We start from the raw sequence: 25499 nt of genomic DNA, 5'->3' as shown, positions 1-25499 counted from the left end.
TTATAAGGCGCTATTTTCTGGGTTCTGTAATAACTCTTTATTGGGCTCATCCTGCATATCAATATCGAGTGTGTTTTTATCCATCGTGATGGATTTCTCAGCTCTCTCATTCATAACAACGATACTGATCCGTCGATTAATGGGGTTAAGCGGGGCATCCTTATCAAATAACACAGCGGAAGACAAACCAATGACTTGTAGAACCTTACTCGCATCCATGCCACCAACTATCAGCTCTCGCCGTGAAGCATTCGCACGATCAGCCGATAATTCCCAATTGCTATAGCCTTTGTCGCCGGATGGAAATGGTTTTCCATCCGTATGGCCGGAAAGGCTTATTTTGTTTTCGACATCGTTGAGCATTTTACCTATTTCATGCAGAATGGTTTTCGTATACGGCTGCAGTTCCGCTTTTCCCGACGCAAACATGGGGCGATTCTGTTCATCCACAATTTGGATTCTTAAGCCATCCGATGTAATATCCAGTAAAAGCTGGTTTGCAAATTTCTTTAATGATGGATTAGCTTCAATCGCATCTTCTATTTTCTTTTTTAGCCCTTCCAACTTAATCAACTCGGCGCGTTCCTTGATGATTTTCTTGGCTTTTTGGTCGTCTTTTACAGTGCTTTTCTGTATTTGGCCTTGCTGACGTGTCAAATCGGTTCCGCCGCCTTTAATTAAACTGCTGCTTTCACCAACCGATGATCCGCCCGACAGGGCAACTTTTAACGGTGTTTTAAAATATTCAGAAACGCCTTCCAATTGACTCTTGGTTGATGATCCCAATAGCCACATTAATAAAAAGAATGCCATCATGGCAGTTACAAAATCAGCATAAGCAATTTTCCAGGCGCCACCATGGTGGCCACCCGCTACCTTCTTAATCCGCTTGATGACTATCGGGCGCTGTGAAAGATCATCGGCCATAACTATTCTCGCAATTCAAATGGGATATTATTTTTAAATAGCTACTTTGCTTTGCTTTGTTTGACATGCTCTTCCAATTCAAGGAAAGACGGTCTTTCGGTTGTGAATAAGACTTTTCTGCCGAACTCAACAGCAAGGACCGGGGAATAGCCATTTAAATTAGCCAATAGTGTGATTTTTATACACTCAAACATCTTGCTGGATTCATGCAAATTATGTTCAAGTTTTCCGGCGAGCGGACTGACAAATCCGTATGCCAGTAAGATTCCCAGAAATGTGCCCACCAAAGCCGCAGCAATCAAAATGCCCAGTTCTGCTGGCGGAAGATGAACCGATTCCATGGTATGAACCACTCCCATTACAGCAGCCACAATGCCAAAAGCAGGCAATCCATCGCCCAGTTTAGCGACTACATGTATGGGCACTTCTCCCTCCTGGTGATGTGTTTCTAACTCGCTATCCATTAGGCTCTCTATTTCCAGTGAATTAAGATTGCCGCCGACCATTAATCTCAAATAGTCTGTGATAAATTCTGTGATATGGTGATCAGCCAAAATATCGGGGTACTTTGTGAAAATAGGGCTGCTGGCAGGATCATCCACGTCTCCTTCAATGGACATTAATCCTTCTTTGCGGATTTTCCCGAGCACTTCGTAGAGCAATGTCATTAAATCCATATAGAGTGCTTTGGTATATTTAGAACCTTTAAAAACAGTAGGCAGCGCTTTTAAAGTGGCTTTGATGGCTTTATTTGAATTGCCAACTACAAATGCACCCACAGCACCACCGCCAATCATGAGCAGCTCAACGGGTTGCCATAAAGAGGCGAGATGTCCGCCAGCTAATGCAAAACCGCCAAAAACAGAAATGATAATGATGATATAACCAACAGAAACAAGCATTGCGGTGACTCCTTAGAATGTAATTATGCAATCTATCGACGGCAGATTCTGAAGAGAGAAGTTAGCACATCGCTAGAATATTCATTTCTGGAGATAAGGTTAATTTTCCCTGTATTTTCTGAATTCCTTGTATTTCCGGGGTTCTCCCTGTAGGCGCATGGAATGAATGATACGTGGGGAAGGAGGCTTGGGCGTTGCTAGGGAGTACTGCGAAGAAGTAATTTCAGCAGATACCGGGAATTTCATGGTCCGGCAGTTGAGAACAACACCTTCTTTGGAGAATTTATTCCCGATTGTCAGGAAATGAGTGTTTACAGGTGTTGCTTAATTTCTTCCTGTTGTTGTAACTCCCACATATGCGCGTAGCTGCCGTTGGATGCCAGGAGTTGCGGGTGGGAGCCGCGTTCGATGATACGGCCATGGTCCATCACCAGAATTTGATCGGCATCGGCGATGGTGGAAAGCCGGTGGGCTATGGTTAATGTGGTGCGGTTTTTTGCGATGCGTTTTAATTCCGCTTGGATGCGTTTTTCGGATTTTGAATCTAGTGCCGATGTGGCTTCATCAAAAATCAGGATTTCCGGATTTTTCAGAATAGTGCGGGCGATAGCCACACGTTGTTTTTCGCCACCGGATAGTTTCAAGCCGCGCTCACCAACAATGGTTGCATATTTTTCCGGAAGGCTCTCAATAAAATCATGAATATGTGCCGACCGGGCTGCCGCGTAAATCTCTTCCTGCGTTGCATCCGGCCGGCCATAGGCGATGTTGTAATAAATGCTGTCATTAAATAACACGGTGTCTTGCGGAACGATGCCCATGGATGCCCGAAGACTTTGCTGGGTGACATCCCGGATATCCTGATTATTGATCAGAATGCAACCCGATTGCACGTCATAAAACCGAAATAGCAAGCGTGCGAGTGTGGATTTTCCCGAGCCGCTTTGGCCAACCACCGCAATGTTTTTGCCGGCTGGAATATCAAAGCTAACGTCAAACAGTATCTGCCGATTGGATTCGTAACTAAAGTTGACATGGCTAAAGCGGATGGCAGGGTTTTGCGCATTGAGTATTTGGGCATCCGGTTTATCCTGGATTTCCTTATTCTCATCTAATAAAGTGAACATGCGTTCCATATCAGCCAGAGAATGCTTGATTTCACGATAAACAAAGCCCAGAAAATGCAATGGCATGTAAAGTTGCAACATGAAAGCATTGATCAATACCAGGTCGCCTAAAGTCATGTTGCCTTCAACGACTTTATCCGCAGCCAGCAGCATTAAGAGCGTGACACCCACAGCGATGATGGCGCTTTGCCCGGCATTCAGTGTTGCCAGTGAAGTTTGGTTGCGGACAGCGGCCTTTTCCCATGATTGCAGATGCTCATCATAACGGCGGGCTTCCCAGGCTTCGTTGCCAAAATATTTTACCGTCTCGTAATTTAGCAAGCTGTCTATTGCCTGGGTATTGGCTTTTGAATCCATGTTGTTCATGGTGCGGCGAAAAATCATGCGCCATTCGGTAACGATAAGCGTCAGTGCAATATAGGCCAGCAGGGTCAAAAATATGATAATGGAAAACCAGATGTCGTACTTGCTGATTAATATGGCGAGCACCAGGCTGATTTCAAGCAAGGTGGGCAGGATATTAAACAGCATAAAATTTAACAGGAATGAAATGCCGCGCGTGCCCCGCTCAATATCGCGTGAAACGCCGCCGGTTTGGCGTTCCAGGTGGAAACGCAAAGACAGTGTGTGCAAATGCATGAATACTTTGTTCGCAACCCGGCGAATTGCTCGTTGCGTTACTTTAGCGAAGATTGCGTCACGCAGCTCTCCAAATAAAGTGCTGCACAGACGCAAGATGCCATAACTAACCAATAAAAAAACCGGTAGTACCAGCATGGCGCGTGGTTGATCCAAAGCGTCGACAATTTCCTTTAAAACTAATGGCACCGAAACATTGGCGAGTTTGGCCAATACCAACAGACTGAGTGCCAGGACAACTCTGACTTTGAATTCCCATAAATAGGGCAGCAGGGCGGCAATCGTTTTCAAATTGTTACGTGTAGCTGCAGGTTTCTCAAGACGTGTGGGGCGCATCAGGGTTGATTAAGAGCTACAAATTAAAGTAATAAATAGCTGATCGAACATCCCAGCAATGTAGCCACTCCCAACCAACACCAGAGTAACATGAGTTTTCCGGGGCGGTGTTCATCCGGTACGCTTTTGTTAAACATCGCCTGCATGTTCAGTATTGCCAGAATGGGCGCCGCTACAAAAGCAATCACGGTGGCAATTTTTACCATCTCGCGCATGGATGTCATATAAAAGAACAGTATTAATAATGTTCCGGTAATGATGATGAGTAACCAGATTAAATAAGTTTTTTCGTTATTACGATGCTGGATACGTCGCGGAAATAGCAACTCCAGCGCGATGCCAATCGTGCGCGGGAAACCGTCCAGTACCGTGAGTGTGGTGCTAAACATGGTTGTCAGTGCCGCAATGGCAACAATCGGATAGGCCCATCCCCCCAAGGCGCGTTCGTACATATTCATCAATTGACCGGCGAATGCCGCGCCTCCGGCTGCAAAAGTTTCACCGCTGCCGTACATGACAAGTGCACCGAGTAACAGAAAGCAGACTGCTAAAAATGCAGTGCCAATGTAACCCACTCTGAAATCGAACAACGCTTCCTTCATGCTGGTTTTCTTACCGTCACTCTCGTTTTTGCTTTCCGACCAGATGGAATGCCATACGGAAAGATCCAACGGTGCGGGCATCCAGCCAAGAAATGTCGCTAAGAATACTAAGTGTGCTGTATCATAAAATGAAAAATGCACGGTCGCGGATTCATGATGACCTGGATTATCGATTAGCAGCATGATGACAGCCGCGACAGAAGTGATCGTGAGAACCAGGATAATGACTTTCATCAACTTATCCAGTAATACGTAGTGACCGCCCACCAATAATGTGAAAGAAATTAGCAGTAGCGCACTGCTGATGATGAATGCAACCATTTGCGGATCGTGTCCGCCAAGACCTTCCAGCCCAAAAATATTAGTGACCAGACCGGCAGTGACCACGGTAATAGCCGCCTGAATGATGAACATGGTGGCTATGGACATGAGCAGATAAATCCATATCGCCCATTTTCCCAACCGTTTGTAGCCGTGCAATATGTTATGTCCGGTTGCTGCGGTATAGCGCGGCCCAAATTCAAAGAACGGGTATTTGATCAAATGAATAATGATGATGGCAATAATCAGATCAAACCCAAACATTCCACCCGCCTGCGTGGATTGCACCAAATGGGATACGCCGACAGCGGCGCCTGCATATAATAATCCAGGACCTAGGCGTGAGAAAAAGTGACTAAAAATTTTGTTGAATGACATGGTTCTTATTTCTTAGGGATATCGTATTATTAAACTGGTTTCTGATTTTTCCAACAAGACCACGGTAATTGTTTTCTTGCCCTCTTGAGTTCCTGCGGCAACGGCGGTAAGGTAACACAAGTATTGACATCCTTTATGCTGATTTGTTGGAGGTAAGCAGAATGGTCATCACCCCGGAATTTTAGAATGCGCGACTAGATCACTATGGAAATTACTTGTTATCGAGATCCTGAAATCAGCCGGAAAGCCCGTCACTTGCCGGCGAGTACTTATAATCTGGCAATCACCTTGCTAGCGCGTTGTCCTACTAAACATTTATTTGTTCCCATTCGCAGTATGCAGTATATGGCGATTATTGATCAGGAAGAGTTTGTGTTTATCGATGGGGAACGTAAATGCTGGATTGAAATTGCCTGGCGGAATTTTAAGCCGCAAGCCCGGGATGCGCTGGATCAACCGGTTGCTTACGAAGCCGTTTATTACCGTGCGAACTTGTCAGTCATCATGTCACGGCTGCAAAGGGAGTTTCCGGCTGCCTTGCAGGCGCTGGTTAACAAAACAAAGCTGGACGGCCCAGCCCGGATTATCCATTTTCCAGCAAGAGATTAATCATCATCCTTTAATTCGGCATCCCAACCCTTTTCCTTGGCGCTCGTAATAGCTTGTTCGTATAACCGGTTATGCCGGGCGCGTAATTCATCCGGCAGACGGCTGGGTAAATGCGCATAAGGCTCCCAGGCACTGTGAACTTTTTCATACAGCGATTGCATTTGTGCGCCGCTCCAGCCTACGCAAGTCTCTGTTTCTGGCAGAATGCCAAACACCCAAGCATCGCGTACGATGCGGCCCAGGTGCGTTAATCCTTCATTTTGATCCTGATCGATACCCACATAAAATTGTTCAGTCATTGCGTTAATCTCATGAAAATTTACATACTATTTATTGGTAAGTGGTTTTAAGCTTACAAGCCAGATTAGCTTTCTTTATGGGTAGATTCAGATTTTGCATTGAAGCGATCCAATATGTGATGGGTCATGCTCTTGGCGAGCTCTTCCTCGCCAAAGAATACAGTACCTATCTTGTCTTTGCGTAATAATTTTGTTTCATCCTCGCTACGAGTACGCAATACAATTTCAATGGACGGATTCAATGTGCGTGCGGTATCAATCATCTGGCGAACATTCAACGGGTCGGATGTTGCAACGACCAGCATGGCGGCATCCGTGATATGCGCTTGTATCAGTACTGAAGGTTCCGTAGCATCACCGGATACTGCGTTTTTGCCTTGTTTGCGAAGATCTTGTACCAGTTCACGATTTTGCTCGGCGATGATATAAGGGATATCCTTTTCATTCAGCGCATTTGCAATGCGCTGACCGACGTGGCCATAACCCACGATAACAACCTGTCCCTGAAGAAATTTACGTTCAGTGCTCATGGGTAGCTCAGCGAATGGATCATCGCGATTTTCATATTTGCGTGCTACGGCAGAGTATTTCAATATCCAATTTCTAATAGGCACGACTGCAGCAAAGGCAATCGGATTAAAAGCAATTGAGATTAGAGCGCCAGCAAGCACCAGACTCATTCCTTCACTAGACATCAATCCAAGCGATAGCCCCAATCCTGCAAGAATAAAAGAAAATTCTCCAATCTGTCCTAAACTTGCCGCCACTGTCAATGCTGTATTGAGTGGATAACGAAGCATTAGAACCAGCAGCATGGCTGCCATAGATTTGCCAACAATAATAATGGCTACTACAGCTAAAACATGCATGGGTTCATTGATTAGAATGGTGGGATCAAACAGCATGCCGACAGAAACAAAAAACAACACTGCAAAAGCATCGCGTAATGGCAGTGATTCCTCGGCGGCACGATGACTGAACTCAGATTCGCGCATGACCATGCCAGCGAAGAAAGCACCGAGTGCAAACGACACGTTAAATAGTGCTGCAGCACCATAAGCAATGCAAATCGCGAAAGCGACGACAGAAAGAGTAAATAATTCACGCGAGCCCGTGCGCGCGACTTGCCACAACAACCAAGGCAATACACGATGACCGACTACCAGCATCAACGCAATAAAAGCTGAAACCAGTAACAATGTATGTCCGACGGTGAGCCATAGAGAGCTTGTTGCACTCTCAGTTCCGTTAGATCCTCCCAGCATGGTGGCAAACGAAGGTAAAAGTACAAGAATCAATACGGTGACAAGGTCTTCAACAATCAGCCAGCCAACGGCAATCTGACCGTTCATAGTTTCCAGAAGACCACGTGATTCAAGCGCTTTAAGCAAAACAACCGTACTGGCACAAGATAATGACAAACCCAGAACTAAGCCCGCACCTAAACTCCAGCCCCAGGAATCAGCCAGAACCATGCCTAAAATGGTCGCAACGACCATTTGAACGATTGCACCTGGCAAAGCGATACGTTTTACTGCAAGCAGATCATTCAGTGAGAAATGCAATCCAACCCCAAACATCAATAACATAATACCGATTTCTGATAATTGAGAAGCAATGCCAATGTCTGCGACAAACCCAGGTGTGGCGGGGCCAATAGCAATCCCAGCGAGCAGATAACCTACCAATGCCGGAGTTTTAAGCCGTTCCGCAATAAAGCCAAAGATTAAAGCCAGACCAAAGCCTGCTGCAATCGTAGTAATCAGTTCAATGTTATGTTCCATTCGAATTCCAGTATTTTTGCCTTATAGGAGTATTGGCCGGTTTGTTTGGTTCGTTTTATAAAGACTGCCGGATACTTTTGTGCGTATCAGCTTCAATATCGTTACTGGGAGCGCTATCAGATACAGCAGGTGTGTTTAAAAATTTTTCGAACTCAACGCGCTCGTCTTCAATGGCATCCAGAATCTGGCGTTTAAATTCATCGCGTGAGAACGCTTCCTCAAGCATCAGAAGAAGCTTTTCAACGGTCAATCCAATGGTGATGCCGCCAATAATACCACCAATGGCTGCACCGATGGCTGTACCGATGCCGGGAATGAATGAACCCAGCGCTGCTCCCGTAGCGGCGCCGGCGGCAGCCCCGCCTAAAGCACTGACCGCTTTGCCGGCAGTCACTTTAATTAGGGCTTGGGCACCGAGCTTGATGATTCCTTTTCCAGCCACCTTGGCAGTAATCTTCCCGGCGATTGCACCAGTGATAGCACCCGCGGTACCGATGCCGCCGGAGATCAGTATGCGATTTTCAAGATTGATGATGACACTGTGTGTGGGCGGTTCTTTGAGCGCACTCAGTGAAGCGTGTCTGACGATCTCCAGTTGTGAATTATCAATGGGTTCGACACGATTCTCTGCCAGAATCTGCTCAACTTTCTGTAAATGCTCGGTGCGTAATTGCTGGTTATTCTGTAGCACTTCTTCAATGGATTGCTGTACCGGACCAAACACATTGCCTTTCATCAGATAATTCTGCAGCTTTTCGGCCATCCAGTTTTCCAGAACGCCGGTGGCCAATGCCACGATACGTTCATATTCCCCCGGCAGACTGTAGTACCAATCCAGATAATCATCCACATTGTCGGCCATTTGCTGAAATCCGGTACCGGTAGTTTCACGCAATTTTCCCAGCGATGCTTCGAGCTTGCTGAGACTATCGAGATAAGCCTGCTCAATTTGCGCGGCTGTTCCGGGTTTGTAGTAATCATCTCCGATCATTTCCACCGTCTGAATTACAGTTTGTTTTGATGCCTGTATTTCTTTGATCGTTTCCGGATTGGAACGCAGCCAAGCATCGACGTACACCGTCGAAGGCACGTAAATAAAGAATATAAAGAAAGTAGCAAATGCTGAGGTAAGCGCCCAGGCCCAGGGCGAAACTGCAGGAGGCTGATCGGTATCCTGTATAGGAGCGAATATGCGGCGGTGTTCGGATAAAGGAACCATAAAACTGGAAATCCCGAGCGCCACGTTATAAAAAAACAGCAAGCTACCCAGAAAAACGCATCCCAAATAAAGCACATCACTGAATGAATGCAGGCTACCTAGCGCATAACGCTTCATTCCCTCAATAAAACCCAACAACCGGTTGGTTTCAAGAATCAAGATACTGTTGGTTGTCCCATCCAATCTCTGGCTCTCCATCGTGACAGCTTCCGCCAATGAGGCATATTGACGGCTTGCATCGGAGTGGTTTACAAACACAACAAAAAACACGGCCATCGTCAGCGCAGTCACCCAACGCGACCAGGCTAAGGATTTATGCACGGCGATATAAGGCTTGTATTCACGCGCAGCAATCGGGAAGAAAGTGGCATAAATGACGGCAAATACCGGAATAGCCGCAAAGAAGATCAACCACTCCTGTTTTTCTGCCGAGCCGAGATAAAATAACAGTAAAAAAGCAAAAACAATCGACCACAGTAACCACCATATATATGCCAGAATCCGGCGGGTAAAGAGCCAATGCAGAATGCCCAGTTTCTTGAATTGACTGGAAAGATAAATTCTTTCAATTGTTACTGCATAAATCGCAGCAAAGTAAATGGGTAATCCAAACAGGAATGTTACCAATAAGGCAAACCATAACTGTTTATCCGGAATCAACCGCCCAAAATAGTAAGCAAACCCCAGCCAACTCGCAGAAAATGCCAAATAACCGAGCGTTCTTACGAAACTAAAGTTTTTAAGCGCTGAAAACACAACAATGAATCCTTCATGATCAACAACCGGGGATAAAAACGAGCTACAGCAGGACGGAAAAATAAACTAAGGAAGCTCTGAACAAGTGTCATTTCGAGCCAGAGCGAGAAATCTATTACATTGATTATTAAAGATTCCTCGCTGCGTTCGGAATGACAAATGCAAGTTATTCAGAGTCTCCCTAAAGTAGCTGGCTGATAGTAGACTTGATCTGCCTAGGAGCTGTCAAGATATTGATGAATTGACGTGGAAGTTTTGTGTTTTAATTTTAAATTTGTTTATGTATGCTGAAAACCAGAGACTGGTTTTTTCGGTCAGAGACCAGGATTTTGTTGAGTGAACAGAATGAATCATTGGATTAATATTAAATTACCCATTCCAAAATGGCTGAATACTTGGGCTATCGGAATTCCAGAAACCCTTCCCGATGCGAACCAAAGAATGTCTCTGGTCATTGATTTAGCTCGTATGAGCATAAAAAATGGAGGAGGGCCATTCGGCGCGGCCGTTTTTAATCAACATACCGGCGAACTTATTGCGCCGGGAGTCAATTGGGTTGTTCCGGGGAAATCCTCATTATTGCATGCCGAAGTGATGGCGCTGGTTTTAGCGGAACAAACGCTAGGAAGTTATGAACTCGCAAGTCATGGTTCGTTTGAGCTGGTGACCAGTGTGGAACCGTGTTGTCAGTGTTTGGGTGTGTTGCTGTGGGCAGGTGTGGCCTCGGTTGTGTGTGGCGCGCATTCGGAGGATGCACAGGCGATCGGCTTTAATGAAGGTCCCCGCTCGATGCACTGGGAGCAGGAACTGAAGCAAAGAGGAGTCAGCGTAACACGGGAAGTGATGCGTCCTCAGGCTGTAGAGGTGTTACAGAGCTATACCGGGGAGATTTATAACAGTCAGTTACAAGTTTCAAACCGGTCTGGATAATTTGAGATATTTTTGCTCTAATTCGTTTACGATATGCACTAATGCAAGAGTTGATCCAGTGGCTCAGGAAAATAGAGGATTCGCATGAAGCAAAAAATATTAGCGCATTGTATTTATTGTTTAATGATGTCGGCGACTATGACCGGTTGTGTATCCGCGACAGTCACCGCAGTCAATCTTGGTTTTTCTGACGCTTTTATCAGAGAATGGCTTTATTCATGGAGCATTGCTTTTCCAATTGGTTTCGGTGTCTTAATTGTACTGTCACCGCTCTATAGGCGTGTTGTGGAAGCAATCGTACGTTAGCTATTCTGTTGGTCCGCGGATTATCTTTTTCTATAGCTTACCGCTTTGCTATTGCCTAATGGTTTCCATTACAAAAAAACAATAGTTTCCCTAATATACATGGAAGTATTGACTCCGGTAGGATACGCACCTGTATCGTTCTACTTGGAGTTATTACTATCATGAATATTAAACTGGGAAAATATCTGGCAGTTTTACCTATGCTTTCTCTACTGGTTGCCTGCGCGCAGTTAGGGCAACTGGAGTCACAAGATACCGATAGTAGAAAGATGGTACAAAATGCCAAAACGCATAGCGATCACACTAACTTGTCAAATTATTACGATAAGTTAGCCAAAGAAATGGCAGCAAAAGCTGCAGAAAAAGTGGAATCGTTAGAAGAGTATGAAGATCATAGTTATTACTATGGTAGACAGGGGCAAGATTTTAAATCACATACGCAGGCCAATATCCGTTATTACGAGCAAGCTGCAGAGGATGCCTCAAAGCAGGCAGAATTTCACCGGAAAATAGCCGCAGAATTGTTGCAACGCAATTATGCAAAACCGGCGGAGATGCCTGATCAACAGAACAACCGGAAGATTAAAGCCAGGTTGAATTCGGGATCTGGAAGCTTGAGTGAAGAAGCTGTTAAAACTCAATAAGGGCGCGGCGAAATCAGAGTGCAGCCTGACCGAGGAGTCTATCGGACATGAGCGATCGTAGTGAACCATGCTGGGATAACAGGAAAGATTTCAACGGATTTTTAGCGCATAGCCAGACTGTACAACGAAAAATCTGGGGAATATAAACCGCTATTCCTTTTGGTACAGTTGATCAGTCTCAAGTTTTACAGACACCGTGGTTCAGGTGTAGTGTCAAAGCGGTATTTGTTTTATTTGCCAGCGTTTTAACAACCCGGCCCGGGAACGCTGGCATTTTTTACTTCGGAATCTGGATTATTTCCTGATTAAGTTAACCAAACAGAGTTTATCAGGTCGTTGAAAAATTGCTGGTTGGGCTTATTCAGTATTTCATCGTCGCAAAGATTCCACACATATTCCAGAAGAAAGTAGTGATTACCTATTAATACTGTCTCCCGAAGTTCCGTTAAAGTATTCTTATTTATCGGGAGAGGAAACTCACAATGTTTGATTTAAAGAAACTAATTGTATTATTTGTCGTAAGTATTCTTTGCATGGGTGGAGCGGTTCATGCAGCTTCAGGAAGCGATGGGAAAGGGTCCGAAAAACATTCCTCATCAGACAACAAAAAATCATCAAGTGATAAGGATCATGAGTCTTCTGATGATAAAGATCATGAGTCGACTGGCGAAAACAAAAAAGCTTTTTACGATGATAAGCATGACTCATGGAGTGGTGGAAGTCATCTATCATTGAAGGATGATGATGACTACACACCTTCAAGTGGGGATAACAAAGATTCATGGGGTGGAAAAGTATTTGGCGGGCATGATTTTAACCCTGGTTTAGGACAGGGTGGTGACCATTGGAATGATTTTTCAACATCCTCCGTTCCCGAACCGGAAACATATGCTATATTAATTGCAGGTCTGAGTTTGCTGGGTTTTCTATCGCGCCGTAAGAAAAAGGATATTTAAGTTCTAGATTAAACCGCGCCTCAAGCAACCCCGCCCGAGTGGCGGGGTTTTTTATGTGACTGGATGGTGATTACTAGTACAGGGTAATACGGAGTAGTTAATTGGCGGGAAGAGTTAATCAAAAACTGAGTAAATCCATGAGACAGCCGAGAAATCCTATAGAGTCCGTGCGGTGACAAAAGAACCAAATACTGATCATGAATGCGATCATTGACAATGCCAGCAATGTAGCAGGCACCATTAAACCTTTTTGTTCATATTTGGCTTTAATTGACTTAGCAATATCGTCATAGGATTTCTCGGATACATCTATTTTTACTCCCGGAATTTCAGGCATTTCATTATTCGGCGTAACCTTTTTTTTCTGCTCTGTTTTCTTTGCAACAGGTGATATGGGCTGTTCTCTCTCAGGTGACGGGGGGGCTGTTTCTGGTGCAGCATTATCGGTTACTTGCTGTGATTCCAGTTTTTTTCTTTCTCTGTTGTTGAGCAAGATAATGTAATGAAACACATCGGTTACCAATCCCATTCTCTGTGTCGCTTCATAAACATCTTGCGCATCAACGTTTAATTTATTTCGTTCATATGCGATATTGAATGACCTGTCACACAGAGAGTTAATCGTCCGTGGTGTTCCGCCGGAGCTAAATGCGATCGAAAGTGCTTCCCACCCGGTATCTGAAATGAGGCTGGTGGCGCCACCGGCTACTTGAATACGATGCGTAATATATTTCAGTACTCTATCAACATTCATTTTTCCCAGTGTTTCAAGTGCGGCGATCCGCTGCTTAAAGGGCGCCATCTCCGGTTTGTTGATCTTTTCCATCAATTCTTCTTGACCGAGAAGCAGTAGCTGAATGAGTTTGGTGGATCCTTCTTCAAGATTGTTCAGTAAACGAATGCCGTTGATAACATCCTCTGACATCAGATGTGATTCATCCATAATGACTAGGCATTTTTTTCCTTCAGAATTGATTTTTAACAGCGCATTTCTGATATCCCGCATTACAAAGGTTTTCTCGGATGATGTAGGTTGTAATCCAAGCTCCTGCGCGAGAAACAGATACAGGTCAGAGCTGCTTGCAGGCGGCTCAGCCATCCAGATTACCTTGATGTCTTCGGGAAAATCAGACTTTATCATCTGACTGAGGGTGGTCTTGCCGGAGCCGATTGGTCCGGTTACGACGATTAAACCTCGGCCGCTTTGTAAAGATCCGGAGATTTGTTTGCGTATACGAGCATGATCACCCTGATCATAAAAGAATAGCGGGTCCGGTACATTCTCAAATGGAAGTAAATTAAGGTTAAAGTGCTGTGCGTACATATGCATTAATTATTTCCTTCTTGCGGCATTAGTTTTACTTCGACTCTACGGTTTTTTGCTCTGCCTTCTTCTGTAGTGTTGGAATATATCGGATTTGTATCACCATAACCAGTGACAGATATCCGATCCATCGGGATGCCGTGCAACACCAAGATGTTCGCGATGGCTTTTGCCCGGCGCAATGATAAATCCATATTGTCACTACCTGGTTTACCGGTTGGCACGTTGTCGGTATGGCCTTCTATCAGAATGCGACTGCCTGGAGATGATGATATTTCTTTGACCAATTTTTCAATCGTAGCGTAAGCAACATCCTGGATAACATCCTGTCCGGAAGGAAATGTTTTGCCACCAAATACTGTCAGGATGCGCGGTTGAGATTTAGTATCGGCAGTATTAGTGTCATTAAATGTGCCTTCAGTTGTTGCCAGTTGGTTTTCAAACTGGGTAATTGTTTTTTCAACGCCTCCAACAAGAGTCTTATTGGAATCCGGATTTTCAGTTGAATAACTGAAAGCATCAGGGGTTGATTCAAGTGCAGGTGAAGGTGCAGGTGCAGAAACTGGCGGTACAGGCATAGGCATTATTTCTGGCCGGAAATCTTGATAAGAAGTTGCGGATGCAGGAAGTTTTAGCGCCTTAAACGTGACAATGGCAGTCAGGGAAAAAAATATAACAGACAGCCCAATAACAATAGAACGCATCATAAAGTACTCGATTTAATATGTTTTTAAACTTAAGCCAATATTAACGGACTCAAATCAAAATATTTTAACGCATTGAACGATGCTTTGCTCATCTGAATAGGATTCTTCTATAAAGATCTTGTATTTAATGCGGAATGTTGCGATCAGTGTAAAAAATGATTGCAACATTCCGTATGACTGTGCGGCGGTCTTGTCTGTTGCGTATCAGCAGTGTAATCAGATTAGTTTGTACTGTTCAGTGCAAATTTTGCCCCAACGAGTTAATCGAAGCATAACACCATACTTTTCACCCAGATCTTATTCGATTGTGTCAATTTTTATGATGCTCCATGTGGGGTTTGTCACATCAGTTCCACTGTCAAGGTGCTAAGTTAAGAATCATCATTTGTCAGTGATGCTTACGGTTCAAATGAAAGAGAAAATCTCAAGGAGAAGCAGAGCATCAATGAAATGATTGATATGGTTAAGACAACAACCGGTCAGCGGAATAAAAGAAAAATTCAAGGAATCATCGTAAAGAGTTAGTTGGTTCTGGCCGGCTTTTCTTGGTTGTCTATAAATAATCAAAGGCTTAATGGAGGTATGTATGTTACTCAAATTCACTGCCGGGTTTGAAGGCAAACCCGAAAAAGAAATGACAATCGTTGCATACGTTTTTGATCATCGCGGTATGTTGATTACTAGCGCAACTGTCAAGAAAGGCGAAGTTCAGCTGGAGATAAAGGATGACGAGCAACGTCCTGCGCGGCTGTTTTTCGCAGCGCCTTCGCCATCGCTTAATCGCGACAAACCGATCACATTAAATGATATGGAGCGGTTGCAAGCGTATGAGCCGATGTGGAATTTCGATCCGAAGAAAAATGATTATGAGCTGTTGCCGATTCCAGAGATTAATTGGAAGTGGTGGTTGTGGTGTTCCTGCCGCGTGCGTGGCAAAGTGGTGCGCCCGGTTGTCATCGGCGGAGAACACCACGAAATGCCGGTGTGTCATGCACGTGTGCACGTGTGCGAAGTCGATCCGCTGTATCTGCTTATTCCACGGCTGCCTGATGATATCATTCGCCGCATTCGCGATGAGTTGCTGGAATTGATCGAAATCCCGATTCCACGTCCGCCCGAACCGGATCCAATACCTTTCCGTATTGATGCTGTAATGCGCGATCTCACGCCGCGTAATCTCGCACGCGCACAGGCAGTCACGATTAAGCAGGGGGCAGAGCCGGTTAAATCTGGTGCGCAAGCAATGCTCAACCCGCAACCATTGCTGCCCAAAGCAGCAAATTTAGACCTGCCATTTGCGCTGAAGTCTGGATTGAGTTCTGCATCAGTTAACATCATGCGCCAAGTTTTGCTCGAAAATCACGTGCTGATCCGTCCGTATTTGTGTTACTGGCCATGGTTGTGGCCGTATTTCTACCGGTGTGATGAATTGGCCGTACTGGATACCGACAGCCAGGGGCGCTTTGACACCACAATTTGGTATTTGTGTGCGGGCGATCATCCTGATTTGTATTTCTGGGTGGAATATTGTATCGGCGGTGTGTGGACCACGGTGTATCACCCGCCTATTCGTTGCAATACCTATTGGGATTACGTTTGTGGTAGCGACGTGACAATACGTGTGACTGATCCGCGCGTACCTTGGTGTGGTGACCCAAACCCATTGCCTGGCAAACAAGTCGCAGTAATGCTCATCGGCAACGGCGTGAGCATGCCGGAGATTCAACGCTCCAGTGCGGGCGTAAATGAAGGGCTAACCACGGCAGGTGAACCATTCGGTGGCAGCCTGGAGCCGCACGTGTGGTTTGGTGATGCACTCATCTCTAGCGGTATCACACATTATCGCTGGTCATACCGGCGTTTGACACTGGCGGATGGCGTCACAGCGTCCGTGGGTGCTTGGCACGCGATGGACAAAGATGTTGTGCGCCACTACGCTGAAATTCTTGCGGATAGTACTCTCGTTTTTAGGCCGTATCTGCTGGGCCCTGATCCGGCATTCGCGGGGCAAAATTTGTTCAAAATTCGTCCGGTCAATCCGCCGCTGAATCCGGGTGCTGTGTCATCGTCGTGGTCACCGGAAGTGGATGCGCGAGAAAATACCGCGAGTTCTTTCTTTTTGTCACATTTGCTGGATGGCGGCAATACGAACACAGGTGCCGGTAAATACGAGCTGAAGCTGGAGTTGTTCAAGAGCGATGGCACGCTTGTGAATCTCAGCAATGAGGATGTGTTACTCAAGGTGCCCACCGGTTTCGGACCATTTGGCCCAGGCACAGTGGATACGGAGCTTGTCGCGCATCATCCAGCGTTGCCAAGTGATATGGAGGATCGCGTGATCCGTGATGCTACTGGCAAAATCGTTGCGTTCCGGCTGGTGCTGCGCGTGGACAACAATCGCTGCGAAGCGGAAATCTACCCTGTGAACGTAGATGGCAACACGGCGGACGGCTGCGGTTTTGCGCAATATGTCAATAAAGCGGCTTCGGATGCGCATGTGAGTTTTAAAGCGCGCCACCCCAATAATTTTGCCACCTTCAATTTTACCATTGCGCGTGGTAGTACAGGTGTGGTGGAAACGGCAGGCGGGCCGGCCGGCAGTAACTCCAGTACCCTGGGCGGCTATACACGCAACGTGAACAGCGTGTTCAGTAATGACGTACCGGTTGCAAACCTGCTTGGTGCTTGTGAAAAGGCAGCCTTTGCGGAAAACCTGCATGTGGATGCACTGGCTACCGATGGCTGGAGCACACTGGACTACTTAGATGCTACGGCGGTTCCAGTCGCTTTCGCGTTGGAACCGGAACCTCCTGAGGAGTAACAGCGCACGACAATAGAACGATTCATTCCGTGTTAGCGGGAATCCAGAAAACTCGAACATTTAGCGAGAAACACTGGGTCCCGCCAATGCGGATCAGCAGAAGCGACAAGTTTGACTAAATATCTATTTTTATAGATATAATGAATTTAAAAAATAACTTTTATATTTTTGTTTCGCCCCCAATAGCAATCAAATCTGTTTCACAACAATAGGGAGATTAACAGCATGACAACAATCATAAGGCCCTTGTCACACTTTACTCAGGCATACACTGGAATTCGTCGATTATTATGGCTGGCAATATTAGTGCCGGTCCTGGTTTCCGGTTGCGGCGTTGCTGATAAGGTCGAAGACGTGACTGATAAAGTAAGTGATGTCGCTGGCGATACTGTGGCTACATTAGATGGCGCCATCGATGCTTTGGAACGTAATTCCTCATCCTGGCAAGCGGTATTACAGGATACCACCAAGCAGTTGACCGCTGACGCACAATCTACGGTGCGTAATGAAATCTCTAACTTGCTTAATCGTAGTGTCGCCGCTACCGGTGTTGAGCTGCGATGTGATGCGGATTTTATCGGTACCCGTGTACGTCAGGCACTGGTGAGGATTCGTGCTCATCTGCTTAATCAGACGGTACCGCCAGTGGAACCGGCATTATGTCACGTGGTACCAGCAGCGGTGGACATGGCATTGGATGCAAACCGGCGCAATAAGCTGGAATTCTTTGGTTACGATTTCGACACCACACCCATTAAGGTGACCTTGCAGGATAAATCACGCACATTGGATGTATCCTCCAATTTGGACCGGCTTACTCACTATCATATGACCCTCAATCTGGGCGCCAATGGTGTTCCGGTGTCAAACGCGAGCAATCGCGTGACATTAGAATGGCAGAACAAACTTATTTCCAGTATCGCCGTTATCCAACCGGCCACTCCGGTGTGCCGGGAGAAAACGGAAACCTATGCGCGTAATACTTATCTGTCCTATACGCCACCCCATACCAGAGGCGACAAGGAATATGACGGACATGGCCCAGAGGTATGGGCTACTGCGCGCTGGGTCAATGATGGTACACACGTCAATCTGCGGCTTTGGATGAAAGCGAAGGAGACACGCAGTGACTGGACTACAGCAGAAGGCGAGCGCGTCGAATCTTACTATACAGCGCCATCAGGCTGGCGTATTGAAAGTATCGAAGGAAATGTCGAAAGCTCGGCACACTATGTTGATTCAGACCACAATGATGATCGTCAGGGCGGCGGTCCGAATGGGCCGGTCAAGGAATTTAAATTCCGCGGTGACCATAAAGGTGATGATGCAGGTAGCTATACGGGTGTTGATGTGTATTTCAATCCCCTGGTTGTGAAGCTAGTCGAAGTGGCCAATTGTGCTCCGGAATCGGCAGTTAAATCCTTGCAATTGAAGGGCTTGATCGCTCCGGGCACAGCTAAGCGCCTACAACCGATGATGTTGCATATACAACCCAAAGCCCCGTAGCACATCCATTTTATGCCTATGCGGCTTGTAACCACTGCATAAACTCCCGGCCTTGCCGGGGGTGATTTAACCGGCAATGCTTTGGGCAGGATTTTATGCGGTGCATGCGATAACAATCGTACTTTTAGCATATCCACCACTGAGTTCAATACAGTTTGCGCTTATAGGAACCGTCACAGATCTTCAATAACTGGAATCCACAAACTCAAAGGGAGAATGATTTTGAACCAGAAATCAAACAGTAATGCCATCGGCACTGATGAGATAATTATTTCCGGCTCCAATGGTTGGTTGATGTTGATGATATTACTGCCGGTGCTCTTGTTTGCAGTATTTCTCGTTGCCACGCCGGGTGGTCCTGTCAAGTTGATTGGTGGCGCAGCGTTGCTGGCATTGACGCTATTTCTCTGCAAAGGTTTTTTTACGCTTGAACCGAATCAAGCGGCTGTGATGATTTTCTTCGGCAGTTATGCCGGGACCGTATGCGAGAGCGGTTTCTTTTGGGTCAATCCGTTTTATCGCAGAACAAGCGTGTCATTGCGTATCAATAATTGGAACACGCCGGTTCTGAAAGTGAATGATGAACGCGGTAGTCCGATTGAAATTGCCGCAGTCATCGCATGGCGTGTGCAGGATACCGCCAGAGCGGTTTTCGATGTTGAGAGCACGCTGAATTATCTTCAGATTCAGAGCGAATCTGCAGTGCGCCAGGTCGCCAGTAGCCATGCGTATGACGATACCGAAATTGCTGAAGGAGGGCGTAGCAAGAAAAGTTTGCGAACCGACTTGGACGCCATTGCGGGATTGTTGCGCGAATCAATCCAGCAGCACGTCGATGTGGCCGGTATCGCGGTTGAAGAAGCCAAGATCGCCCACCTTGCCTATGCCCCGGAGATTGCCAATGCGATGCTGCGGCGCCAGCAAGCGGAAGCGGTGGTACTGGCGCGCCAGAAATTGGTGGATGGCGCAGTGGGCATGGTCGAGGTGGCGTTGAAGAACCTCGAGGACAAGAAAATTGTATCGCTGACTTCTGATCAGCGGGTGTGTCGTTTTAAATCAAAATGTTACGAGCTTATTTTGTAATTCAAGGTATTCTGAAAGGCCGTGCCCATGCGGGTATGTTTTTCCATCTTACAAAATTATTCCACCGCTTTTGACTTCTTTACCGCGCGCCGGTCGTACACCTTATTTATCATAGCGTCTCCTGCATGCCCTGACAAATTGCTGGCGTTTCTGCCGTCCTCGATCATTCGCGTTATTGCCTTTGCTCTAAGATCGTGAAACGTAAAACGTTCGTTCCCTAAATCGCACCAAGCCGACATAACATTCCCCCACACGGATTTAAAACCGGCGTCGGCGTAAGGTTGTCCTTTCTTCGTGCAGATTAAAAACATGCCTTGCACAGGACGCGGAGAAGCGCGTAATTTCGATACACAGTCACGAAGTGAGACTGTCCACTGGATTAATACCTTTGCGCGCGTCTTGCCTTGTATTATGAGTATTCCGTCATCGGTTATTTGGTCGAGCCTGAGCTTTAACAGATCCCCTCTGCGCTGCCCGGTTAAATAAGCCAGTCTAGCAACCTCAGCCAAAAGCCGCCCAGTTTCTCCTGTCGATATTGCGTACTCGCTAAAACTTGCCAGTTCAGCATCCGTAATAAATCTATCCCTTGGTGTTTCTTTATTCCTTGCAACTCCCTTGCACGGGTTTGCGTCAACTATTCCCCACCGCATAGCCATTGTGAATATGTGAGAGAGTAACGATTTCTCCCTATTTGCTCTAACCGGCGCAACCTTGGCGCGCTTGTCGAGATATTTTGCAACGTGCACCGGGCGCAGATCAACCGGATTCATTTTTCCGAATACGTCAAGCAAGAATTTGGAATTGCTTATCTCATCTTTGTGTGTCTTTGGCGCTTTCTTCGGGCTGATTTCTTTCATATAGCGCTCGATCAATTCTGAAATCGTCCCGGCAATCGGCCTGCCTTCCTCAATTTCAAGAAGCTTACGTTTCGCCTCACGCAAATCATGGCTAAGATTAATCCTCTCATTGTGAATAGTGATAGTGTAATAAGTTGGCTTACGCTTCCCTTCGTACAAATACATGCGCGGCGGCAAATGTAGATTTGTTTTTCGTCTGGCTATCATAAACTTGAGAAATCTGGCTCAGTCTTGTTGAACTGCTTATCATCTACCGGCATACCAAAACGCATTTTTACATAATCGCGTAACACAAGCACTTTACCGCCAGCGGTAACATCGTATTTATAACCACGGTTAATTAACCACTCTATTTGCTTAGATGGTATCTGACGTTCAGTCATTTCGAAAAGCTCTTCTTTTGTCAGAAATATGCTCATAATCAATTAAGCGTTTGTTTACAATACTACGATAGGTATATTCTAAAATGGGATATCATCATCCATATCATCAAACCCGCCAGCATTCCCCGCGCCTGCGCGAGCTGCTGATGGGGTGGTTTTGTTCTGCTGCTCTGATTCATCAGTATTTCCGGACTGTCTGTTGCCCAGCATCTTCATATCATTTGCAATGATGTCTGTGGTGTAGCGTTCCACGCCATCTTTATCAGTCCATTTCCTAGTTTCAAGTCTCCCCTCAATATATACCGGTCTGCCTTTCTTTAGGTATTCACCGGCAATTTCCGCTAGCTTGCGATAAAAAGTTACGCGATGCCATTCTGTCTTTTCCTGTTTCTCGCCATTCTTGTCTTTCCAGGTGTCCGTTGTAGCCAAAGTGATGTTGGTTACAGCATCGCCGTTTGACATGTAACGGGTTTCCGGGTCTTTCCCCAAGTTGCCTATGAGTATTACTTTATTAACTGATGCCATTATTTGCCATCCTCGTCACAAAAGACATGATGTTCATGCGGATATCCTGTTGTGTAAGAAACATCGCATTCTGGGTTATTAAACATGGATAGTGCAAATGGTGCTGCCAATGCGAACAAATCTAGCCTTGTATACTCCCCGCTCTTTGCTCCGGCAGAAATTAATCCGTCCTCAATTGTCGATGCGAGGCAAAGGAGTACATCGTCAAGGCATTTTTGATCTGTACTCATATACGGTGTTATTAATTTCTTTGTCATCGTCTTGTTATTTCAATGACTCAATGATTTTCCCGAGCTTCCCGGTGTCGTTCAGCTCTGACAGCTTGTTTAAAGCGATACTTGCTCGTTCCAAAAGAGCGACATACCGTTCCAGTTTTTCGAAATCAGCTTGCTTCTGCAGTTTAATTATTGCCTCATTCAATTTGTTCGCTGAGTCTCTAGTGTTCGAGGATGCTTTTTTTGCTGTTAGTGACAACAAATCGGCTTTTTCGCACATTCTGGCAATGGAATGATCTAGCATATCGACTGACTCGTTAACTGATTGTCTGGCTTCGTCTATATCTTTTTTGTGCATCGAAAGTTTCCTCCTGAAGTATGTTCCTGCTTGTATGTCGGCTGCGATTGAGAGTGCGACGTCATGTGATGAAAACATCGGCGCGCCACACTTGTATGAATGCACCTCGACGCCAGCAATAATTACTTTTCCCATTCTTTTCCCTTCTTTAAAGCTGCCCGGGAAGACGTCCGGGCAGCTACTCATTTAATGTGTGCTAGATTGATTCTGGTTTGCGTTTACATGATGGCCTCCGTTTGGTTTGGTTGATCAACAGTGAGAGATTCAGTTACCCGCCGTGCTGGCCGGTTGTGCGGTTGCTTTGAGTACGATGTGCAGGATTTCATCCATGGCGCGGTTGGCTTTGATGATTGCTTCACGCATGGCCATGTATTCGTCGTAGGGTGCGTGGACGTTGTGGCCGTCCATTTTCAGTTCAAGCAGCAGGTTTAGCAGCGTTGATGAGAATTCTTTCTCATTGCCGAGCATGGATATGCTGAGCTTGGCTGACCGGGTTGGTGAGGTGAAATATTCTTGTTCGAGCAGGTGGCGCGGGTAGTGGTAGCGTTTCTTTTCCAGGTTGGGTAGTGCTTTGGCTTGCTGCTTTTCTTTCAGTTGCTTTTCGCATTCGATGAAATAGCGGCGGGCTTCGCGTCCTTTCTCGGTACGTTCGACCATCGCCAGTTCTTTGGCCATGTCGAGAGTTACATAATATTTGTTGCGAGGTTTCCCGGCTTTGCCGTCAGACCTATCGCTCAAATTTGAGCAATAGCTTTCTCCTTCCACAAAACCGTATTCAGAGACGCGCCGATTGAACCAAGTATCGAACCTGGTAGTTATACTCAAAAATGAGTATAAGTTTTCTGCGTCTACTGCTGGGGTTGGTTTGCCTTGGAAAATGCGGGATACAACGGGGATGATGTTCGTCATGATGTGCTCGCTTTCGTTTAGTTGGTTTAACCGAACACCTGCTGTCAAACAGGTGGGCGGAACTAGACGGGTTGACAGACCGGGAAAGCGAACCGGCGAACCTTGCGGTTCCCCGTCCAGACCACCCATAAAGGGCGACACTAGACGTAAAAAAACCGCATTGCTTGAAACATTGCGGCTATTCGCCGCTTTCTCTGGGCTGTCAAACCCGGCCACTGATTTTGCAGTGACGGGGAAAGAATAATCCCGAACAAGCTGAAATGTCAATACATTATTTGAATTAGGGTGGGCAGTACTAGTCTGGTTGTTAGGCCGGTCAAGTGAATCGGCTAGCCTTTCGGCTCCCAAAATGTACCGCCCAAAAATAAAAAAACCAGTGCGCGAAGAAAGGGGAAGGAAACGCGCACTGGTGAGAGAGAATCTTCCAGCCCTCCGGCTAGATGAGGTGAGGCATCCGGGCTGGTGCGGGCTATTCCTAACAAGCGAAAAGGGAATGTTATGAATAGACTTTGGAATAATTATCGGTACATTTCCTATTCTTTTCCGTGCGGTATCGAACATAGCTGGAAACATTATTGCGCCTCAATTCCGGTAGTTTTCTGCATGATTGGTTGTGTTGAGTTCAATGTTTTTCCACTTACTCTTTGAATGTGTTTACCAGCATTCTTAATGTGTCTGCACACTCTCTCTTTGTCTCTCTCGCACCTTTGTCACGAGCGTTTCTTAATTTCGCGTCTTCGCTACCATCTTGTATTTCAGGTGTTTCGGCCTGAGATGTCCAGATTTTTGCAAGCTCTATTAATATTGCGTTTTTCATATTTTGATCCTCTATATTTACATTTGAGTTGGCGGTGAGAGATGTGTTTGCCCCACTTGCCGGTTGTGAGCTTCTACGCTCCACCTTGCCGCCGCACTTACGTGCGAGCGCATCATCACTGCGCTATTCACCAACAAGAAAGAGCGATCCACAACCGTGCTAATGCTATGTCCGGCTTTCATATAACCCGCATTATGGGAAGTGCTTTTTTACTGGCAGCGCTCTTTCTTGTTGGTGCTCCATATAGTTGGAGTACCAACAGATGCCGCCTAAGCCTTGGCAAACTTCTTTCTGTTGCCGGAAATATGCACATAGCTTTCTCGTTCCGGGTTCGGCTGTGCCAGCAGCTCCTTCAGCTCCTCATCGATGAGTGGATCTTTGCTGGCTTTTTGCTTTATATTTTCCGGCGGCGTTTCATTAATCTGCGGTTTCGTCTCTGACTCGGCGATTTTTATTTTCAACACATCCAGGACTAATCTGCTTGCAGAATCGAGATCCTCTTGTTTTATATTGGATTTATCGCAGTCTTTTTGTTTTACATCAAAAACCCGCAATCCTCTGGCGATGGTGTCTTTCCTGCTGTTCTTTGCATTAGCCTTGCCATCGTCCACTTGTTTTACAAGTGACATTGATGCCGTCGACATGAGTTTGAAATTGAGTGTGCATAATGCTTTGTATTGCTGCATCACGTAGTCCGCATCACCGCCGCCCATGATTGTCGCGCACGCTGCCAATTTGATCGGAGCTGAGGAATAGAACGATCGTGCTGTGCCACAGAAATTAATAAGCGATTTTGCTGTGTCGTATAAACCTGAGTCAATAATTGGGCGCATCTGGTCAACTGATACCGTTCTTCTCGCATCAAAAACAATGGCTGCAGCAACATTCAGTATGTCTGTGACACGCTTATTCTCGTTCAGGAGATCTGATAAATTCCTTTTAATGCCGGTATCTATTACCTCGTATGAATTTAATGGTAAACCCATAACAACTACGCTCTTGATCGTCACTCCGGATTTGATTACTGCCATTAATCTATGATGCGCATCTCTCAGGCGGCCGTTTCTATCTATACCAATGCCTTGGCTGGTTACTCTCCATTCTCCCCTGGCCATTGAGTCGGCCAGGATGTCAACATGCCAGCGTCGTGTTTTTCTATTCCCAGGGCTTGTGCCCAGAAGCTGCTTGGCAACCTCTGGGTTGATGTCCATGATTACTGATTCCTCTTTCTCTCTCATGAAATCAAACATTTCAGATGA

General features: G+C 46.0%; 25 protein-coding genes. 8 read left to right on the top strand and 17 right to left on the bottom strand.

What is annotated here, in order from left to right; translation table 11 throughout:
• The 4 genes from motB to NIT79A3_RS12120 form a co-directional block, all read right to left on the bottom strand.
• Positions 1 to 927 (bottom strand): flagellar motor protein MotB, encoded by a 927-nt coding sequence (motB, locus tag NIT79A3_RS12135; protein WP_013966483.1) that lies wholly within the window; start codon positions 925 to 927, stop codon positions 1 to 3.
• A 41-nt stretch (positions 928 to 968) separates the two neighbouring features.
• Positions 969 to 1829, bottom strand: a complete 861-nt coding sequence (gene motA / locus NIT79A3_RS12130; protein ID WP_013966482.1) for a flagellar motor stator protein MotA — start codon at positions 1827 to 1829, stop codon at positions 969 to 971.
• Positions 1830 to 2140: 311 nt separating this feature from the next.
• On the bottom strand, positions 2141 to 3931 hold the full coding sequence (locus tag NIT79A3_RS12125; RefSeq protein ID WP_013966481.1) for an ABC transporter ATP-binding protein/permease: 1791 nt from the start codon (positions 3929 to 3931) through the stop codon (positions 2141 to 2143).
• A gap of 23 nt (positions 3932 to 3954) precedes the next feature.
• The gene (locus tag NIT79A3_RS12120; protein WP_013966480.1) at positions 3955 to 5232 is read right to left on the bottom strand and encodes a divalent metal cation transporter; all 1278 of its coding nucleotides are present in this window, start codon (positions 5230 to 5232) and stop codon (positions 3955 to 3957) included.
• Between the two features lie 204 nt (positions 5233 to 5436).
• Between NIT79A3_RS12120 and NIT79A3_RS12115 the strand changes: the two genes are divergently transcribed.
• Positions 5437 to 5841, top strand: a complete 405-nt coding sequence (locus tag NIT79A3_RS12115; protein ID WP_013966479.1) for a hypothetical protein — start codon at positions 5437 to 5439, stop codon at positions 5839 to 5841.
• Here the strand turns inward: NIT79A3_RS12115 and NIT79A3_RS12110 are convergent.
• The 3 genes from NIT79A3_RS12110 to NIT79A3_RS12100 form a co-directional block, all read right to left on the bottom strand.
• Positions 5838 to 6140: a hypothetical protein gene (locus NIT79A3_RS12110; RefSeq protein WP_013966478.1), complete on the bottom strand. Its 303-nt coding sequence runs from the start codon at positions 6138 to 6140 to the stop codon at positions 5838 to 5840. The two genes, NIT79A3_RS12115 and NIT79A3_RS12110, sit on opposite strands and share 4 nt — an antisense overlap.
• A gap of 65 nt (positions 6141 to 6205) precedes the next feature.
• Positions 6206 to 7924, bottom strand: coding sequence for a YbaL family putative K(+) efflux transporter (gene ybaL, locus NIT79A3_RS12105; RefSeq protein WP_013966477.1), 1719 nt, complete (start codon positions 7922 to 7924; stop codon positions 6206 to 6208).
• Between the two features lie 55 nt (positions 7925 to 7979).
• Positions 7980 to 9899: a hypothetical protein gene (locus NIT79A3_RS12100; protein WP_013966476.1), complete on the bottom strand. Its 1920-nt coding sequence runs from the start codon at positions 9897 to 9899 to the stop codon at positions 7980 to 7982.
• 345 nt (positions 9900 to 10244) lie between these two features.
• Between NIT79A3_RS12100 and NIT79A3_RS12095 the strand changes: the two genes are divergently transcribed.
• The 4 genes from NIT79A3_RS12095 to NIT79A3_RS12080 all read left to right on the top strand — a co-directional run bounded on the left by NIT79A3_RS12095 (position 10245) and on the right by NIT79A3_RS12080 (position 12735).
• The gene (locus tag NIT79A3_RS12095) at positions 10245 to 10829 is read left to right on the top strand and encodes a nucleoside deaminase (protein ID WP_013966475.1); all 585 of its coding nucleotides are present in this window, start codon (positions 10245 to 10247) and stop codon (positions 10827 to 10829) included.
• A gap of 84 nt (positions 10830 to 10913) precedes the next feature.
• Positions 10914 to 11135 (top strand): DUF2798 domain-containing protein, encoded by a 222-nt coding sequence (locus NIT79A3_RS12090; protein ID WP_013966474.1) that lies wholly within the window; start codon positions 10914 to 10916, stop codon positions 11133 to 11135.
• A gap of 161 nt (positions 11136 to 11296) precedes the next feature.
• The gene (locus tag NIT79A3_RS12085) at positions 11297 to 11779 is read left to right on the top strand and encodes a hypothetical protein (RefSeq protein ID WP_013966473.1); all 483 of its coding nucleotides are present in this window, start codon (positions 11297 to 11299) and stop codon (positions 11777 to 11779) included.
• 482 nt (positions 11780 to 12261) lie between these two features.
• A complete protein-coding gene (locus NIT79A3_RS12080; RefSeq protein WP_013966472.1) occupies positions 12262 to 12735 on the top strand; it encodes a PEP-CTERM sorting domain-containing protein in 474 nt (157 codons plus the stop codon).
• A gap of 118 nt (positions 12736 to 12853) precedes the next feature.
• On the opposite strand, the gene NIT79A3_RS12075 is transcribed toward NIT79A3_RS12080, so the two are convergent.
• Both NIT79A3_RS12075 and NIT79A3_RS12070 read right to left on the bottom strand, forming a co-directional pair.
• Positions 12854 to 14065 carry an AAA family ATPase gene (locus NIT79A3_RS12075; protein ID WP_013966471.1) on the bottom strand — a complete coding sequence of 404 codons (1212 nt, stop codon included), beginning with the start codon at positions 14063 to 14065 and terminating at the stop codon, positions 12854 to 12856.
• Positions 14065 to 14766: an OmpA family protein gene (locus NIT79A3_RS12070; RefSeq protein WP_013966470.1), complete on the bottom strand. Its 702-nt coding sequence runs from the start codon at positions 14764 to 14766 to the stop codon at positions 14065 to 14067. The genes NIT79A3_RS12075 and NIT79A3_RS12070 overlap by 1 nt, the downstream gene beginning before the upstream one ends.
• Before the next feature lie 586 nt (positions 14767 to 15352).
• On the opposite strand from NIT79A3_RS12070, the gene NIT79A3_RS12065 reads away from it, so the two are divergent.
• The 3 genes from NIT79A3_RS12065 to NIT79A3_RS12055 all read left to right on the top strand — a co-directional run bounded on the left by NIT79A3_RS12065 (position 15353) and on the right by NIT79A3_RS12055 (position 20176).
• Positions 15353 to 17587 (top strand): hypothetical protein, encoded by a 2235-nt coding sequence (locus NIT79A3_RS12065; RefSeq protein ID WP_013966469.1) that lies wholly within the window; start codon positions 15353 to 15355, stop codon positions 17585 to 17587.
• 225 nt (positions 17588 to 17812) lie between these two features.
• Positions 17813 to 19093, top strand: a complete 1281-nt coding sequence (locus NIT79A3_RS12060) for a hypothetical protein (RefSeq protein ID WP_013966468.1) — start codon at positions 17813 to 17815, stop codon at positions 19091 to 19093.
• A 222-nt stretch (positions 19094 to 19315) separates the two neighbouring features.
• The gene (locus NIT79A3_RS12055) at positions 19316 to 20176 is read left to right on the top strand and encodes an SPFH domain-containing protein (protein WP_198009359.1); all 861 of its coding nucleotides are present in this window, start codon (positions 19316 to 19318) and stop codon (positions 20174 to 20176) included.
• Between the two features lie 56 nt (positions 20177 to 20232).
• Here NIT79A3_RS12055 and NIT79A3_RS12050 read toward each other — a convergent pair whose 3' ends face one another.
• The 8 genes from NIT79A3_RS12050 to NIT79A3_RS17925 form a co-directional block, all read right to left on the bottom strand.
• The gene (locus tag NIT79A3_RS12050; RefSeq protein ID WP_198009358.1) at positions 20233 to 21198 is read right to left on the bottom strand and encodes a tyrosine-type recombinase/integrase; all 966 of its coding nucleotides are present in this window, start codon (positions 21196 to 21198) and stop codon (positions 20233 to 20235) included.
• A gap of 38 nt (positions 21199 to 21236) precedes the next feature.
• Positions 21237 to 21452 (bottom strand): DUF4224 domain-containing protein, encoded by a 216-nt coding sequence (locus NIT79A3_RS12045; RefSeq protein WP_013966465.1) that lies wholly within the window; start codon positions 21450 to 21452, stop codon positions 21237 to 21239.
• A 42-nt stretch (positions 21453 to 21494) separates the two neighbouring features.
• Positions 21495 to 21941, bottom strand: coding sequence for a single-stranded DNA-binding protein (gene ssb, locus NIT79A3_RS12040; protein WP_013966464.1), 447 nt, complete (start codon positions 21939 to 21941; stop codon positions 21495 to 21497).
• Entirely contained in the window at positions 21941 to 22198 is a 258-nt protein-coding gene (locus NIT79A3_RS12035) for a hypothetical protein (RefSeq protein WP_013966463.1), read from the bottom strand. The genes ssb and NIT79A3_RS12035 overlap by 1 nt, the downstream gene beginning before the upstream one ends.
• Before the next feature lie 7 nt (positions 22199 to 22205).
• Positions 22206 to 22700 (bottom strand): hypothetical protein, encoded by a 495-nt coding sequence (locus NIT79A3_RS12030; protein WP_041360340.1) that lies wholly within the window; start codon positions 22698 to 22700, stop codon positions 22206 to 22208.
• A gap of 78 nt (positions 22701 to 22778) precedes the next feature.
• On the bottom strand, positions 22779 to 23771 hold the full coding sequence (locus NIT79A3_RS17930; protein ID WP_198009356.1) for an antA/AntB antirepressor family protein: 993 nt from the start codon (positions 23769 to 23771) through the stop codon (positions 22779 to 22781).
• A gap of 289 nt (positions 23772 to 24060) precedes the next feature.
• Positions 24061 to 24240: a hypothetical protein gene (locus NIT79A3_RS12020; RefSeq protein WP_013966460.1), complete on the bottom strand. Its 180-nt coding sequence runs from the start codon at positions 24238 to 24240 to the stop codon at positions 24061 to 24063.
• A gap of 269 nt (positions 24241 to 24509) precedes the next feature.
• Positions 24510 to 25490 (bottom strand): hypothetical protein, encoded by a 981-nt coding sequence (locus tag NIT79A3_RS17925; protein ID WP_013966459.1) that lies wholly within the window; start codon positions 25488 to 25490, stop codon positions 24510 to 24512.
• Positions 25491 to 25499: the final 9 nt, after the last annotated feature.

Source organism: Nitrosomonas sp. Is79A3 (genome assembly GCF_000219585.1).
GTDB lineage: Bacteria > Pseudomonadota > Gammaproteobacteria > Burkholderiales > Nitrosomonadaceae > Nitrosomonas.
This window is presented reverse-complemented; position numbering and strand designations above follow the sequence as displayed.